The following is a 14419-nucleotide window of genomic DNA, read 5'->3' as shown; positions in this document are numbered from 1 at the left end:
CAGTTGTCTAGGTTCAAATCGAACCATTGTGGGATTGAAACGTCGTTACTGCATCAGCTACAGCCGACACCTTTTCAGTTCAAATCGAACCATTGTGAGATTAAAACCAACAGCACAACCCCGCCGTTCTCCATTGCCTCCGTTCGTTCAAATAGAGCCATTATACGATTAGAGCGGGTGTGCTTTCTTGTGTCGGTGCCCCAAAGTTTAATACGTATTTGGTCGATCTGTAGACCCATGATGGGTGGGAAGGAGGGGCTTATCCTGGCGGCTGGGTCGGGACGGGACGTCCTGAAGGGAAAATTCCGCGGCTGCCTCGTAGGGCTGGCCCTTGGGGATGCTCTGGGGGCGCCTTTTGAGGGTGCCGGGTCGGTGGATAAAAGGGAAGTTTTCGCCGCCGCAGAGAGAAGGCAGGTCCTGCGATATACCGACGACACACACATGGCGGTTGGGGTGGCCGAGTCCCTCATAGCCTGCCGCGGCTTCGACGGTAGCCACATGGCCGGTATTTTTATCCGGAACTTCGAGCGGGAGCCTTGGCGGGGTTACGGGCCTGGTCCCCCGCTGGTGTTCCAGAGGATAAAGTTGGGCGTGCCCTGGGACCGCGTGGCAGAGGAGATCTATCCCGGAGGCTCCTTCGGCAACGGGGCGGCGATGAGGGTTGCTCCGGTGGGGCTTTTTTACTACCGCGATACTGTGAGGCTGCGGGAAGTAGCTTTTCTGTCGGCCCAGATCACCCACGCCCATTTCCTGGGGAAGGAAGGGGCCGCTTTGCAGGCGTTTGCCGTAGCTCTGGCCGTGATTTACGGGCCGTCTGGTTCCCCCGAGGATTTGCTGGAAAGGATGGGGGCCTTCGTCACCGAAAGGGTGTACCGGGATAAACTGGAGAAAATGAAAGACCTTCTGGGCGCCGCCGACCCGGCTGAAGTGGCCGTACACCTGGGCAACGGCATTGAAGCCTTCAATTCAGTACCCGCGGCGATATGCTGTTTCTTGCGTCACCCCGGCTCATTTGAGGAAGCTGTGACTGAAGCGGTGGGCCTGGGTGGGGATGCCGATACTATTGCCAGCATGACCGGTGCTATATCGGGTGCATGGCTGGGGATTGAGGCCATCCCTGTGGAGTGGACGGCGAAACTGGAGAACAGGGACTATATCGAAGAGCTGGCGGTGAGACTGTGGGAAACAGCGCTTGGGCAGGAATAAGCGGGTCGGCGGTGAATTCCTAACCAAAAGCCAGAAGTGGGGGAAAAATATTGACAACTGTCGTAACTTATGTAGAATTTATCTCCAGCAAATGTAAATCATGGTGGTGGGAACTTGAGGCTCGGCCTGGTAAGCGATACTCATGGAGAGCTGGAGAACCTGCGCCTGGCCATAAAGAAGATGTTGGAGGATTGGCGGGTGGAGGTGCTGGCCCACCTGGGTGATGAGTGTGAGGATGTAGAGGCCGTTAGGGAATTGTGGAAGGGTGAGCTTATTCAGGTTCCGGGAGTATACTGCGAGCATTACCGGGATCCGGGAATTCAAAACCGCCTGGTGAGGGAATTGGGCGGCTACCGGGTGCTCTTCACGCACTCCAGGGAGCCTCATGCCAACGACCTGCCGGGGGACTTAAACCCCCTGGAGGTGGCAGCGCGGGGAGAAGTGGAGGTGGTGGCTTACGGTCACACCCACGTGCCTGCCGTCTCCTGGGAAAATGGGGTGCTGTGGGTCAACCCGGGCCACTTAAAGGCACATGACAAGAAGGGACATGGTCCGAGCTTTGCGGTGTTGGCCCTGGAAGAAAAAGGTGTTACGGCTTACCTGGTGGACTTGCACGCCGGGGTTTCTTTTGCCGAACACTTTGCTCCTAGGGGAGGCTTCGCGCGCTTTAGTTTTTAAATAACACAGGGAGGCGAGAGCGTGTCTTTGCTGGTAGAGGGTGTGGAGGTTATTTGGCTGGGGCACGCTTCTTTCTTGCTTAAGGGCGGCGGGAAAACGGTGGCTACCGACCCTTATAACTTGAAAAGCGTGCCGGCAAAAGCGGATTTGGTGCTGGTGAGCCACGACCATTTCGATCACTGCGACGTGCCTTCCGTGCGTTTGGTGGCCGGCGCGGATGCTATGCTCCTGGCTCCCTCAAATGCGGTAGGTAAGCTGCAAGGGTTGGGAACTTTCCGGGAGGTGAAGCCGGGAGACGAAGTGGCGGTAAAAGGGTTGAGGATTAAGGTGGTTCCAGCCTACAATGTTCGCGCGGAGCGCCAGAACTTTCACCCGCGGACCTACGGCGGGGTTGGCTACCTCCTTGAGCTGGCAGGAAAAATCATTTATCACCCTGGAGACACCGATGTCATTCCCGAAATGGACTCCCTGGGGAAAGTGGACATTGCCCTTTTACCGGTCAGCGGGGTCTACGTCATGGATGCCGAGGAAGCGGCGGAAGCGGTAAGGCGCATAAAACCTGCCCACGCCGTGCCCATGCATTACGGTGCCGGGGTGGCGGGGACAAGGGATGATGCCGAAAAGTTTGCCCGGCTGGCAGGCGGACTGACCAGAGTCCACATCCTCGATCCGGTACGGTGAAGACGAAGGAGGGTGAAAGAATGGCCCTAGAAAGGTACAGAGGTGGCGGTTGGTGGGTATTCCCCTGGAACCCCTTTAAGGAGCTCGAGGAGCTGAAGGAAAGGCTGGAGAGCTTTTTCAGGCCCATGCCCGGCAAAAGGCTTTTTGCCGAAGGGGTGACCTGGGCGCCGGCGGTGGAAATGTACGAGGATAAGGATAAGTATATAGTGAGGGCAGAGCTTCCCGGCGTAGAAAAGGACAATATTGAGGTCTCGGTGGCCAACAACGTGCTGACCATAAAGGGGGAAAGAAAAATCGCCAAAGAAGTAGAGGAGAGCCAGTGCTATTTTTGTGAAAGGTATTACGGCAGCTTTATGCGTTCGGTAAACATCCCGGGTGATATCGACATTAATCGCATATCCGCCAGTTACAAAGACGGCCTCCTGGAAGTATTCCTGCCCAAAGTTAAAGGGGAGGGAGAAAAGAAAATAAACATAAAGGTGGAATAGCCTGCATCGGGGGTAGCCCTGAAAGGGGCGCCCCTTCCCTATTTTTATCATGCGTGGAGGAATATTGGTGCCCGCGCAAGAAGATTTTAAAGGGTCATAAAAGGCTGGATGGGCACGTACCGTCTTACGGGGGAACCCGGGCTGTTGGGGGTGGCGCAGGATGCCGGCCTGGGGGCCAAGAATGCGCAGGGGTTCGGGTGTTGCGTGCCTGAGGAGGGTGGGGGCGGTGGATATTTTAACCAAAATAGCGGAGGAAAAGATCCGGGAGGCCATGCAGAAGGGGGAGTTTGATAACCTTCCCGGTAAGGGAAAGCCCCTCAAGCTGGATGACCTCGCCCATGTGCCGGAAGAGCTGCGCGCCGGGTACATTGTTTTAAAGAATGCCGGGGTGCTGCCGGAGGAAATGCAGCTTAAAAAAGAAATCGTTACCTTGCAGCAATTGCTGAATTACTGCTACGCCGAAGAGGAGCAACTGACCATAAAGAAAAAGCTCTCCGAGAAAATCCTCCGCTTCAACATCCTTATGGAGCGGCGCAAGCGCACTTCCGCTTCTTTGAGGATGTACCGGGAAAAGATCTACCGCAAATTTGGCTACCGGGATCTGTTCTAGGAGGGGTTCATTATTTTCCAAAACGCAAATATTGTCCTGGAGGCCACCGGTGCGGTCCTGGTGGGAGGGGGGAGCCGGCGCATGGGTACCGATAAGGCCTCCCTCTTTTTCGGGCGGGAGAGGATGGTGGAAAGGGTGGTCGCCCGCCTCAAGAAAGCCTTTCCGCGCATGATCCTCGTGGGCGGCGATGCAGAGAAGTATTCCTACCTGGGCCTCCCGGTGGTACGGGATGTATACCCCGGGCGCGGCCCCCTGGCCGGCATACACGCCGCGCTGGTGCATGTGAGCACCCCTTACGTTTTTGTGGCCGCCTGTGACATGCCCTTTGCCGATGCCGGGCTGGCCCTCTTCCTTGTCCGGCAGGCTCCGGGGCACGACGTGGTGGTGGTGAGAGACGGCTCTTACCTGGAGCCCCTTTTTGCTGTTTACGGGAAAGGATGTTTGCAGGCCGTAGAGCACACCTTAAAGGTAAACATGCGGCCAAGGGTGGTGGACTTTTTCCCGCTGGTAAAGGTAAAATATATTGAGCGCCGTGAGCTCGCAGGTATGGCCGACGTGGGGAAAGCTTTTTTTAACGTTAACACCCCGCAGGATTTGGAGCGGGCGCTCCGGGAGGAAGAATGCTAAAGCTGCTCTGCCCGCGGCAGTACGTGGCCAAACTGGCGGACATCGATTTAAACGACCTGCGTCAAAAGGGCATTTGCGCCCTCCTCCTCGACCTGGACAACACCCTGGTTCCGCGGGACGAGGACCGCTGCCCGGAGGAAGTGGTGCGGTGGTTGGAAGGGGCCAGGGAGAGGGGTTTTAAGCTCTGTATTGTCTCCAACAACACCTCGGCGCGGGTGCTGTCGCTGGCCTCCTCGCTTTCCATACCTGCCGTGCCCCGGGCCATAAAGCCCTTCAAGCGCCCCTTCCTGCAGGCCATGGGCTTGCTGGGGGTGGGCCCAGCGGAGACGGCGGTGATAGGCGACCAGCTTTTTACCGACGTCCTGGGGGGGAACAGGCTCGGCCTTTACACCATCCTCGTGGTGCCCCTGCAGGGGCGGGATTTTTGGGCCACCAGCCTGGTCACCCGGCCCCTGGAGCGTTTGGTGCTCTGCTTTCTGAGCCAAAGGCCGGATAAAGGGGCGGACCTGACATGAATTGTCCGGTAAGCGGGCGCTTTAAATTTGCGCCCTCAACCTGACGGGCTTTAAGCCGTGTTTTCAGGGGGTGGCTTTTTTGCTTCGTTACCTGTCGGCCGGGGAGTCCCACGGCCCCGGCTTAACGGTGGTCGTAGAGGGGCTGCCTTCCGGGCTGCCGGTTACGGAAGAATACGTAGGCCGCGAGCTGGCCCGGCGCCAGGGAGGTTACGGCAGGGGCGCCCGCATGCAAATTGAACAGGACCGCGCGCGCTTTCTGGCCGGCGTCAGGGGCGGGCTGACTCTGGGCAGTCCGGTGGCCGTATATATCGAGAACCGCGATTATGCCAGCTGGCAGGAGGTAATGGGTCCCGGGCCCGAAGCGCGCCTCGACCGGCAGGTAGTCACCAGGCCGCGCCCCGGGCACGCTGATCTGGCCGGGGCCTTGAAATACGCTCACCGGGATATAAGGAACGTGTTGGAGCGCGCCAGCGCCCGCGAGACGGCGGCCAGGGTGGCGGCGGGCGCCCTGGCGCGCCGCCTCCTGGAAGAGTTGGGCGTGGAGATCATCGGCCAGGTGACCCGCATCGGGCGCGTGGAGGCGCCGGAGCTACCCCTGGGGCGGGGTGCCTCCGGGGAAGAGATCGCGCGCCTGCGCCGGGCAATCGAGTCTTCCCCGGTTTACTGCGCGCACGAAGAAGCGGCGCAGGCCATGATGCGGGAGATAGATATGGCCCGCGAGGCCGGGGACTCCCTGGGCGGTGTTTTTGAGATCCGCGCCTACGGCTTGCCACCGGGACTGGGAAGCTACGCCCACTGGGACCGGCGCTTGGACGGCCGCCTGGCGCGGGCCCTCATGAGCATCCAGGCCATTAAAGGGGTAGAAATCGGCCTGGGGTTTGCTGCGGCGGCCTTACCCGGCTCGCAGGTACACGATGAGATCTTCCACCGCCCCGGGGAAGGCTTTTACCGCCTGACCAACCGGGCCGGGGGCCTTGAAGGAGGGGTGACCAACGGCGAGCCGCTGGTGGTGCGTGCGGCCATGAAGCCCATTCCCACCCTGCGCAGGCCGCTGCGCAGCGTGGACCTGGAAACCAAGGAGGCTTACGAGGCTGCGGTGGAGCGCTCCGACGTCTGTGCCGTACCGGCGGCCTGCGTGGTGGGCGAAGCCGCCGTGGCCTGGGAGCTGGCCGTGGCCTTTTTGGAGAAGTTCGGCGGGGATTCCCTGGAGGAGGTCAAGAGGAATTACCGGCAATACCTGGCCTATTTAAGGGAAAGGACGCGGTAGGGTGATGGAGCTATGAACAAGAACATCGTTCTCATAGGTTTCATGGGCACCGGTAAGAGCGCCATCGGGCGACGCCTGGCGGCGCGGCTGAACCGCGAGTTTGTCGATACCGATGAAGAAATCGAGAGGATTACCGGTAAGACCATTGCCCAGCTCTTCGCCAAGTACGGTGAGAGGCGGTTTCGCTCCGAGGAGGCCTTGATGGTGAAAAAAGTGGCCTCCAGGGAAAACCTGGTGGTGGCTACCGGCGGCGGGGTGGTGCTGAACCCGGAAAACGTGCGCCTCCTGAAGGAAAGCGGCATCCTCATCCTGCTGACTGCCGACCCGGAGGTAATATACCGCCGGGTGAAGCGCAAGAAAAACAGGCCCCTCCTGGAGGGGAGCAGCGACCTCCTCTCGCGCATAAAGGAGCTGATGGAGAAACACGGCGCGGCGTACCAGGTGGCCGAGTTTACTGTCGATACCGGTGCCCACACCGTGGAGGAATCGGTGGAGAAAATCCTGGGCTTCCTGCGGGAAAAGTACGGCATCCAATAAATGGCAGGTTAAGCTTTCTGGGGCTCGCAAGGGCCTTTTTATTTGGCCGGAAACGAGGAGAGGATTTTTATGCGTTTGGTGGCCAGGAAACCGGTGAAAGTTGGAGAAGTTGTTATAGGAGGTGAAAGGCCCCTCATTTGTGTGCCGGTTGTAGCCGAAGATGAAAAATCCCTTATCGAGCAGGCTCATAAAAACGCGGCGGTAAATCCGGATTTGATTGAATGGAGGGCCGACTTTTACCGGGGCATAAGAGACGCGCGGCTTTTAAGAAACGCACTGAGTATCTTGGAAGAAATTGCCGGGAAGATCCCCGTAATTTTTACCCTGCGGGCAAAGGCCGAAGGCGGGGCCCAGGAGATTCCTTTAGAGGAAAGGCTTACCCTTATTTTGGAAGCTGTTGCCAGCAACGTCCCGGATGTAATCGACATTGAGTTATCATCGGGTGCTGAAGCAGTAAAAGAGGTTGTTAACAAAGCCGGCGAAAAAGGAATGGCCACCATCCTATCCTACCATAACTTTGAAAGTACGCCCTCTGCGGACGCAATTTATGAAAAAATGAATATGGCTCAAAAATTGGGCGGTAGTATTGCCAAAGTTGCGGTTATGCCGCAGGAACCGGGAGATGTCTTAAGGCTTTTTGAAGCGAGTTTGCGGGCCAGGAGGGAACTGGATATCCCGCTAATTGCCTTGGCCATGGGCAAGCTCGGTGTGATAAGCAGGGTGGGCGGCTTCTTGTTCGGTTCGGATGTGACGTTTGCGGTGGGAGGTTTGGCCTCTGCTCCCGGGCAGATCCCCATTGATAAGCTGCGCCGTGCAATGGAGGCATTATTTTAGCAAGTTGTAGGTAGACCGGCGGGAGGGGTTAGCGTATAATGATCCTTAACATAAGTGGCCGGACGCGGCCCTGTGGTTTGATCGGTTACCCCCTGGAACATACGCTCTCTCCCAAAATGCATAACACCGCCTTTCAACACTTGGGCCTGGATTACGTTTACATCCCCTTTAACGTTTTACCGCAGGATCTGGAGCGGGCCGTTGCCGGGCTGCGGGCCCTTGGCTTTGTGGGCTTTAACGTAACCCACCCCCACAAGGAAAATGTGGTCAACTACCTGGACGAGCTGGATGAGGGGGCCAGGCTGGCCGGTGCGGTAAATACCGTGGTGCGCCAGGGGGACAGGTTGAAGGGCTACAATACCGACGGGGCAGGGTTCGTAAGGCACCTGGAAACCGAGGTGGGCTTTGCAGTTAAGGGCAAGCGGGTGCTTGTGCTCGGCGCCGGGGGAGCGGCAAAGGCCGTTGCCGTGTACCTGGCCCTGGCCGGGGCAAAAGAAGTTATCATTGCCAACCGGACTTTTGAAAAGGCCCGCAAGCTGGCAGAGGTGATAAGTGAAAAGACCCCTGCCGGCAGTAATGCCGTTGCCTGGAATCCCACCGGAGAGGAGCAAGTTTGGGAAGATGGTGAGGCTTTAAAAGAGGCGGTAGCTTCGGCCGACCTGGTGGTGCAGACGACGTCGCTGGGGATGCACCCCAGGGAGGACGTCTGCCCTTCCTTCCCATATGAAGCGCTGGGTGAAAGGCACCTGGTGGTGGACATAATCTACAACCCTCCCCGCACGCTTTTCCTGCAAGAGGCGGCAAAACACGGTGCCAGGGTTCAAAACGGCATGGGAATGCTTCTCTACCAGGGGGCCATGGCCTTTGAGCTCTGGACAAATAGAGCGGCTCCCCTCAACGTTATGCGCCGTGTTTTGCCTTAGGAAGGCGGGACGTGAGATGTTAGAGACATCCAGAAACATCGTCCTCATCGGCTTCATGGCCACCGGCAAGACTACGGTAGGACGGGAACTGGCGGCGCGCCTGCGGAGGAAACTGGTGGACACGGATGAGGAAATAGAGCGGCGTACGGGAAAGACCATCTCCCAGATCTTTTCCCAGTACGGTGAAGGCTACTTCCGGGAAATCGAAAGCGCGGTGGTCAGGGAGGTTGCCGCCCAGCAAAATCTCGTCATCACGACCGGCGGCGGAGTGGTCTTAAGGCCCGAAAACGTAAAGGCGCTTAAGGAAAACGGCGTCCTCATCCTGTTAAAGGCGCCTCCGGAAGTCATCTACCAGAGGATATGCGTTAAAAACGGGCGGCCTCTTTTGGAAGGCCACCGGGATGTACTCAAGCGCATTAAGGAGCTTCTGGCCGAAAGAAAGGACGCCTACAACGTGGCCGAGTTTGTCGTGGATACGGGGAGATTTAGCGTTGAGGAAGCGGCAAAGCTCATCTTAAACTACCTCAAAAATTACCGCGAACCGCGGTAAGGTGTGCCATGGGTCTTTTCCCGGAGGAGAAAATTACCGTTAACCTAGGGGAGAGAGCGTACGAGGTAATAATCGGCCCTCGCCTTCTTTCCAGGCTGGGCCACTTCCTTTCAGGCCGGGATTTCACGCCCCGGGCCCTCCTGGTGACGAATACCACCGCCGCCCGGCTTTACGCGCCCCTGGCAGAGAAGTCTTTGGCCAGGGCCGGCTTTGAGGTGGTGCGGGCCGAAATACCCGACGGCGAAGAGCACAAGAGCCTGGCCACGGCGGCGGAGCTTTACGACCTGGCCTACGAACACGAGCTGGACCGGCGCTCGCCCGTGCTGGCCCTAGGGGGAGGAGTGGTGGGGGACCTGGCCGGCTTTATGGCCGCCACCTACCTGCGGGGGGTGCCCTACGTTCAGCTGCCCACCACGCTGCTGGCCCAGGTGGACTCCAGCGTAGGGGGCAAGGTGGCCGTCAACCACCCCCGGGGGAAAAACATTATCGGCGCCTTTTACCAGCCCCGCCTGGTGCTGGCGGACGTGGAGACGCTTAAAACTCTTCCCCCGCGGGAAGTACGATCCGGCCTGGCGGAGGTCATCAAGTACGGGGTCATTGCCGATCCTCTCTTTTTCGCCTGGCTGGAGGAAAACGCGGAGCGCCTCCTGGCCTTAGAACCGGCGGCGCTGGTCCATGCCGTAGCCGCTTCAGTGCGCATTAAAGCGCAGGTGGTGGAGGAGGACGAGCGGGAGGAGGGGCGCCGGGCCGTGCTTAACTTCGGGCACACCCTGGGCCACGCTTTAGAAGCCGCCACCGGCTACACCGCCTGGCGCCACGGCGAGGCGGTGGCCGTGGGCATGGCGGCGGCGGCACGGCTGGCGGTGTACCTGGGGATGCTGGCGGAGGAAGAGGCCGCGCGCCTTGTGGACCTGCTCCGCAGGGTGGGCCTGCCGGTGGGCCTGCCGGGCGGGATTTCGCCGGAGGAGCTTTTGGCCTTCATGCGCCGGGATAAGAAGGTGCTCTCCGGGCGGCTCACCTTTGTGCTGCCGGTGGAGATCGGGAAGGTGGAAATCGTGCGGGACGTGCCGGAAGAGGCGGTGCGGCGGGTTTTGCGTTTGTGCTATAATTGACCAAAGCGGCTCTAGCAGAGAGGTGCTGGCAGATGAACACGCCCTTTTCCCGGGTGCAAATCCCTTATAAAGAAATCTATACCTATGCCGACTATGCTCAGCTTCCCGAGGGGGCACCTTATCAGTTGATAGGAGGCAAGCTGGTGATGACCCCTGCGCCCACTCCGCGCCACCAGGCGATTTTAAGGCGCCTGGGGGTAAAAATGGCCAATTTTGTGGAGGAAAAGGGAACGGGGGCGGTCTATTTTGCCCCTGTGGACGTTTACCTCCAGGAAACGGAAGTATTGCAACCCGATATTGTTTTTATCTCTAGGGAGAGGTTTTTTATAATTGGAGCGGAAAAGATTGAGGGGGCTCCCGACCTGGTGGTGGAAATCCTTTCCCCCTCCACCGCCTACTACGACCTGCGCCACAAATTTAAGGTATACGCCCGCTGCGGTGTGAAGGAATACTGGATTGTGGACCCTATGGAAAAAAGTATTGAGGTATACGGCGGTGAGGGCGGCCGATTTACCTTAATAGCCAAGGCCGAGGGGACGGGAAAGGTGGAGTCCCGCATTATCGAGGGGTTTGCCGTTGAGCTGGAAGAAGTATTTGCCGAGATGCCTTAGAGTGTTTAAAAGGGGTAAACGAGCTTGCCGGCTGCATACTACCTGCCCTTTTTATTTGTCCTCGGCCTCTGTGTAGGCAGCTTTTTAAACGCCTGCATTTACCGGCTGCCCCGGGGAATATCCCTGGCGGCACCGCCCTCCCACTGCCCGGCGTGCGGTGCCCGCTTAAAGCCCCTCGATTTAATCCCCGTGCTGAGCTACCTTTTCCTGCGGGGCAGGTGCCGCCACTGCGGCAGGGCCATCTCCCCCCGTTATCCTCTAGTGGAAGTTTTAACCGGGACCGGTTTCCTGTTAATTGGCTGGAAGTACGGCCTCAACCTGCCTGCTGCCGCCCAGTTGGTCTTCTTTACCGTTCTAGTGGCCGCTGCCTTCATTGACCTGGAGCACCGCATCATCCCCGACCGGCTGAATTTTTTTGCTCTGGGGGCAGGGGTGATTTTGGTCGCCCTGCAGGGCACCGGGGCTTTAAAGGATGGCCTTCTAGGAGCTATTTTAGCCGGCGGCCTGCTCTTCTTCGTGGCTCTCCTCTCCCGGGGGGGCATGGGCGGCGGGGACGTGAAGCTGGCCCTGGTCATGGGCCTTTACCTGGGGTGGCAAAAGGTGATTGTGGCCTTGTTCTTCTCCTTCCTCCTGGGGGCGGCAGCCGGGCTCCTCTGGGTTTACGCCACCCGCCAAAACCTCAAGGCGGTGGTGCCCTTCGGCCCCTTCCTGGCCGCGGGGTCGTTTCTGGCCGTAATGGCCGGAGAAGAGGTTATCTCCTGGTACGTGTCTTTTTTGCCTTAGGTGGTGGCTCTGCGTGGCGGTGCACGGTGCCAGAAAGCGCTTGGGCGACTTACTCCTGGCGGCAAAGTTAATAACCCCCGAGCAGCTGGAGCAGGCCCTCGGGGTGCAGAAGCGGACCGGGGAGCGCCTGGGGAAGGTCCTGGTTAACATGGGCCTGGTGACGGAAGACGATATTTTGAAGACCCTGGAAGTGCAGCTGGGCATACCCCAGGTTTCTCTTAGCGATAAAATTGATCCAGTGCTGGTCAAGTCTTTCCCCGAGTCCGTTTTGCGTCGGCATAAAGTTCTGCCCCTCAAGAGAGAAGGCCGGCGGGTAATTGTGGCCATGTCCGACCCCTTAAACGTGGTGGCCCTGGATGACCTGCGGCTGGCCAGCGGGCTGGAAATAGAGCCCGTGCTGGCGCGGGAGGAAGAGATCGAGGCCGCGCTGGAGAAGGTTTTCGGGCTTAGTTTTGTGGAACAGGCCTTTGGTCGTGCCCCGCTGCGGGAGGAAGGGGAGGCACAGCCCCTGGCGCTGGTGGCCGGTGAGGAGGTTACCCCTGATGAGGCGCCGGTGGTGCGGCTCGTCAACACCATAATCGCCCAGGCGGTGGCGGAAAAGGCCAGCGACATCCACATCGAGCCGCAGGAGGATCGGGTGCTGGTGCGCTACCGCGTGGACGGCCTCCTGAGGGAGGCCATGACGCTGCCGCGGCAGGTGAGGGCTTCGCTGGTGGCCAGGGTTAAGGTGCTGGCGGCCATGGACATAGCCGAAAAACGTCTGCCGCAGGACGGGCGCTTCCAGGCAAAATACGGGGACCAGGAAATTGACGTGCGGGTCTCCACCGTCCCGGTCGTCCACGGGGAAAAGCTGGCCCTGAGGCTGCTCTATAAGACCGGCCGGCTGTTGACCGTGGAGCAACTCGGCTTCAGCCCGTACAACCTCCACCGCTTTTATGAGATTGCCCGTGCCACTGCGGGGATGATCCTCATAACCGGCCCCACCGGCAGCGGCAAGACCACCACCCTGTATGCCCTCCTGGCACGCTTAAACTCACCCGAGCGTCACATTGTGACCATTGAGGATCCGGTGGAGTACGTCCTGCGCGGCATCAACCAGATCCAGATTAACGTTAAGGCCGGTTTAACATTTGCCACCGGTCTGCGCTCCATACTCCGCCAGGACCCCGACATCATCATGGTGGGCGAGATCCGGGATGCGGAAACGGCCCAAATAGCCGTGCGTGCGGCCACCACGGGACACCTGGTGCTCTCCAGCCTGCACACCAATGATGCCGCCGGGGCCCTTACCCGCCTCATAGACATGGGGGTGGAGCCCTTTCTCGTGGCCTCGTCGGTGGTGGGCGTGGTTTCCCAACGATTGGTGCGCCTGCTCTGCCCCCACTGCCGGGAGCCTTACTGGCCGGACCGTGACTCGCCGGAGAGGTACTTTATGGGACTGGCGCCGGACGAACCGGTAACCCTTTACCGCGCCACAGGCTGCCGCCACTGCCGCCAGGTGGGCTACCAGGGGCGTACCGGTATCCAGGAGGTGCTCCTGGTTACCAGGGCCATAAGGGAGCTGGTCAACGGGAAGGCTCCGGCGGACGCGATCAGGGAGCAGGCTCTGGCCGAGGGGATGATCCCGCTGAAGGAAGACGGCCTGGAAAAGGTCCGGCAGGGGATCACTTCCCTGGATGAGGTCATGCGCGTGGCCTATTCCGAGTGGTAGGGGGTGTCCTGGGAGGGAAATGCGTGCCGAGGATCTCCTGCGCCTGGCGTTTGAACTGCACGCTTCCGATGTCCATCTTACGGTGGGCAAGCCCCCCGTATTCCGCATCCACGGCAAACTGGTGGCCGCCGATGAGCTGGACACCGCGGGATTGCCGGGACGGGAATGGCTTTTCGCTCTCACCGCGCAGCACACCGAAGACCTTGCCCGCCAGCTGATGGACGAGGAACGCTTTCAAAAGCTCATGCAGGTGGGGGAGGTCGATCTACCTTATGCCGTGGAGGGGTTAGGTCGCTTCCGCGTAAATGCCTTCAAGCAGCGCGGCACGGTGGCCCTCTCCATCCGCCTCATTCCGGGACGCATTCCTTCTTTTGAGGAACTGGGGTTGCCCGAGGTAGTGGCCCAGCTGGCCCGGCGACCGCGGGGCCTTGTCCTGGTCACCGGTCCCACGGGCAGCGGTAAGTCCACCACCCTGGCGGCCATGATCGACCTCATCAACAGCGAAAAGCGGCTGCATATCATTACCTTGGAGGACCCCATTGAATACCTGCACGTGCACAAGAAAAGTATAGTTAACCAGCGGGAAATAGGTCGCGACTCCCTTTCTTTTGCCGCGGCCCTGCGCGCGGCGCTGCGGGAGGATCCCGACGTCATTCTGGTGGGGGAGATGCGGGATCTGGAGACCATTGCCACTGCCGTCACCGCTGCCGAAACCGGCCACCTAGTGCTGGCCACCCTCCATACCCCCGGCGCACCTCAAACCATTGACCGCATCATCGACGTTTTCCCGCCCCACCAGCAGCAGCAAATCCGCCTGCAGCTGTCCAACGTCCTGGAGGGCATCATCGCCCAGCAGCTGCTCCCCAGGAAGGACCGCCCCGGGCGGGTGGTGGCCTTGGAGATCCTGGTGGCCACCCCGGCCATCCGCAACCTCATCCGGGAAGGGAAAACCCACCAGATCATTTCCCACCTGCAGACCGGAGCCCGATACGGTATGCAGACCCTGGACATGGCCCTGCGCGGCCTCGTACGAGAGGGGATTGTTTCCAGGGAGGAGGCCCTGGCCAGGGCGGTAGATGCCGAAAGTTTAGCGAAAATGTTATAAAAGTGGTTAGCTGGTTGTTGACTGGGGGTTTGCTCCTTTGTATCATGTTTTTTAAGGAAGGGTGCGGCAAAAGCGAAAAAGCAAACCTGCCGAAAGGCAGGGGCGCAAAGCCGCGGGCCTAAAGCGGGGAGACCCGCCAGGGCAGCCGGGCTGCCGAACTTTTCCGGCACACACTTCCAAG

At 59.5% G+C, this 14419-nt stretch carries 17 protein-coding genes, 1 pseudogene and 1 riboswitch; all 18 genes and pseudogenes read left to right on the top strand.

Annotated elements, in window-relative coordinates; all coding sequences use genetic code 11:
- Positions 1–240: 240 nt before the first annotated feature.
- The gene (locus tag G454_RS19860; protein WP_051276601.1) at positions 241–1206 is read left to right on the top strand and encodes an ADP-ribosylglycohydrolase family protein; all 966 of its coding nucleotides are present in this window, start codon (positions 241–243) and stop codon (positions 1204–1206) included.
- 114 nt (positions 1207–1320) lie between these two features.
- Complete coding sequence (locus G454_RS19855) at positions 1321–1884, top strand: metallophosphoesterase family protein (RefSeq protein WP_051276599.1); 564 nt, start codon at positions 1321–1323, stop codon at positions 1882–1884.
- Positions 1885–1905: 21 nt separating this feature from the next.
- Positions 1906–2565, top strand: a complete 660-nt coding sequence (locus tag G454_RS0115710) for an MBL fold metallo-hydrolase (RefSeq protein ID WP_027719316.1) — start codon at positions 1906–1908, stop codon at positions 2563–2565.
- A 20-nt stretch (positions 2566–2585) separates the two neighbouring features.
- Entirely contained in the window at positions 2586–3053 is a 468-nt protein-coding gene (locus G454_RS0115705; protein ID WP_027719315.1) for an Hsp20/alpha crystallin family protein, read from the top strand.
- 96 nt (positions 3054–3149) lie between these two features.
- Positions 3150–3254 (top strand): annotated as a pseudogene (locus G454_RS22970) (CRISPR-associated endoribonuclease Cas6); the annotation flags it as partial.
- Positions 3255–3279: 25 nt separating this feature from the next.
- Positions 3280–3663 (top strand): DnaJ family domain-containing protein, encoded by a 384-nt coding sequence (locus G454_RS0115700; RefSeq protein WP_027719314.1) that lies wholly within the window; start codon positions 3280–3282, stop codon positions 3661–3663.
- 60 nt (positions 3664–3723) lie between these two features.
- Positions 3724–4290 carry a molybdenum cofactor guanylyltransferase gene (gene mobA, locus G454_RS19850; protein ID WP_281168487.1) on the top strand — a complete coding sequence of 189 codons (567 nt, stop codon included), beginning with the start codon at positions 3724–3726 and terminating at the stop codon, positions 4288–4290.
- The gene (locus tag G454_RS0115690) at positions 4284–4805 is read left to right on the top strand and encodes a YqeG family HAD IIIA-type phosphatase (RefSeq protein WP_027719313.1); all 522 of its coding nucleotides are present in this window, start codon (positions 4284–4286) and stop codon (positions 4803–4805) included. The genes mobA and G454_RS0115690 overlap by 7 nt, the downstream gene beginning before the upstream one ends.
- 79 nt (positions 4806–4884) lie before the next feature.
- A complete protein-coding gene (aroC, locus tag G454_RS0115685) occupies positions 4885–6072 on the top strand; it encodes a chorismate synthase (RefSeq protein ID WP_027719312.1) in 1188 nt (395 codons plus the stop codon).
- A 12-nt stretch (positions 6073–6084) separates the two neighbouring features.
- Positions 6085–6609 carry a shikimate kinase gene (locus G454_RS0115680; protein ID WP_027719311.1) on the top strand — a complete coding sequence of 175 codons (525 nt, stop codon included), beginning with the start codon at positions 6085–6087 and terminating at the stop codon, positions 6607–6609.
- A gap of 93 nt (positions 6610–6702) precedes the next feature.
- Entirely contained in the window at positions 6703–7443 is a 741-nt protein-coding gene (aroD, locus tag G454_RS0115675) for a type I 3-dehydroquinate dehydratase (protein WP_169719390.1), read from the top strand.
- Positions 7444–7481: 38 nt separating this feature from the next.
- The gene (gene aroE / locus G454_RS0115670; protein WP_027719309.1) at positions 7482–8366 is read left to right on the top strand and encodes a shikimate dehydrogenase; all 885 of its coding nucleotides are present in this window, start codon (positions 7482–7484) and stop codon (positions 8364–8366) included.
- Positions 8367–8382: 16 nt separating this feature from the next.
- Positions 8383–8916: a shikimate kinase gene (locus G454_RS0115665; RefSeq protein WP_027719308.1), complete on the top strand. Its 534-nt coding sequence runs from the start codon at positions 8383–8385 to the stop codon at positions 8914–8916.
- 8 nt (positions 8917–8924) lie between these two features.
- On the top strand, positions 8925–10028 hold the full coding sequence (gene aroB, locus G454_RS0115660) for a 3-dehydroquinate synthase (protein ID WP_035108151.1): 1104 nt from the start codon (positions 8925–8927) through the stop codon (positions 10026–10028).
- A gap of 32 nt (positions 10029–10060) precedes the next feature.
- Positions 10061–10639, top strand: a complete 579-nt coding sequence (locus G454_RS0115655; RefSeq protein ID WP_051276593.1) for a Uma2 family endonuclease — start codon at positions 10061–10063, stop codon at positions 10637–10639.
- 24 nt (positions 10640–10663) lie between these two features.
- On the top strand, positions 10664–11422 hold the full coding sequence (locus G454_RS0115650) for a prepilin peptidase (protein WP_027719305.1): 759 nt from the start codon (positions 10664–10666) through the stop codon (positions 11420–11422).
- 13 nt (positions 11423–11435) lie between these two features.
- Positions 11436–13133, top strand: coding sequence for a GspE/PulE family protein (locus tag G454_RS0115645; RefSeq protein ID WP_027719304.1), 1698 nt, complete (start codon positions 11436–11438; stop codon positions 13131–13133).
- A 19-nt stretch (positions 13134–13152) separates the two neighbouring features.
- Complete coding sequence (locus G454_RS0115640) at positions 13153–14238, top strand: type IV pilus twitching motility protein PilT (RefSeq protein ID WP_027719303.1); 1086 nt, start codon at positions 13153–13155, stop codon at positions 14236–14238.
- Positions 14239–14307: 69 nt separating this feature from the next.
- Positions 14308–14396, top strand: a riboswitch (cyclic di-GMP riboswitch).
- Positions 14397–14419 lie beyond the last annotated feature (23 nt).

It is taken from the genome of Desulfovirgula thermocuniculi DSM 16036 (assembly GCF_000429345.1).
Classification (GTDB): Bacteria; Bacillota; Desulfotomaculia; order Desulfotomaculales; family Desulfovirgulaceae; genus Desulfovirgula; species Desulfovirgula thermocuniculi.
This window is presented reverse-complemented; position numbering and strand designations above follow the sequence as displayed.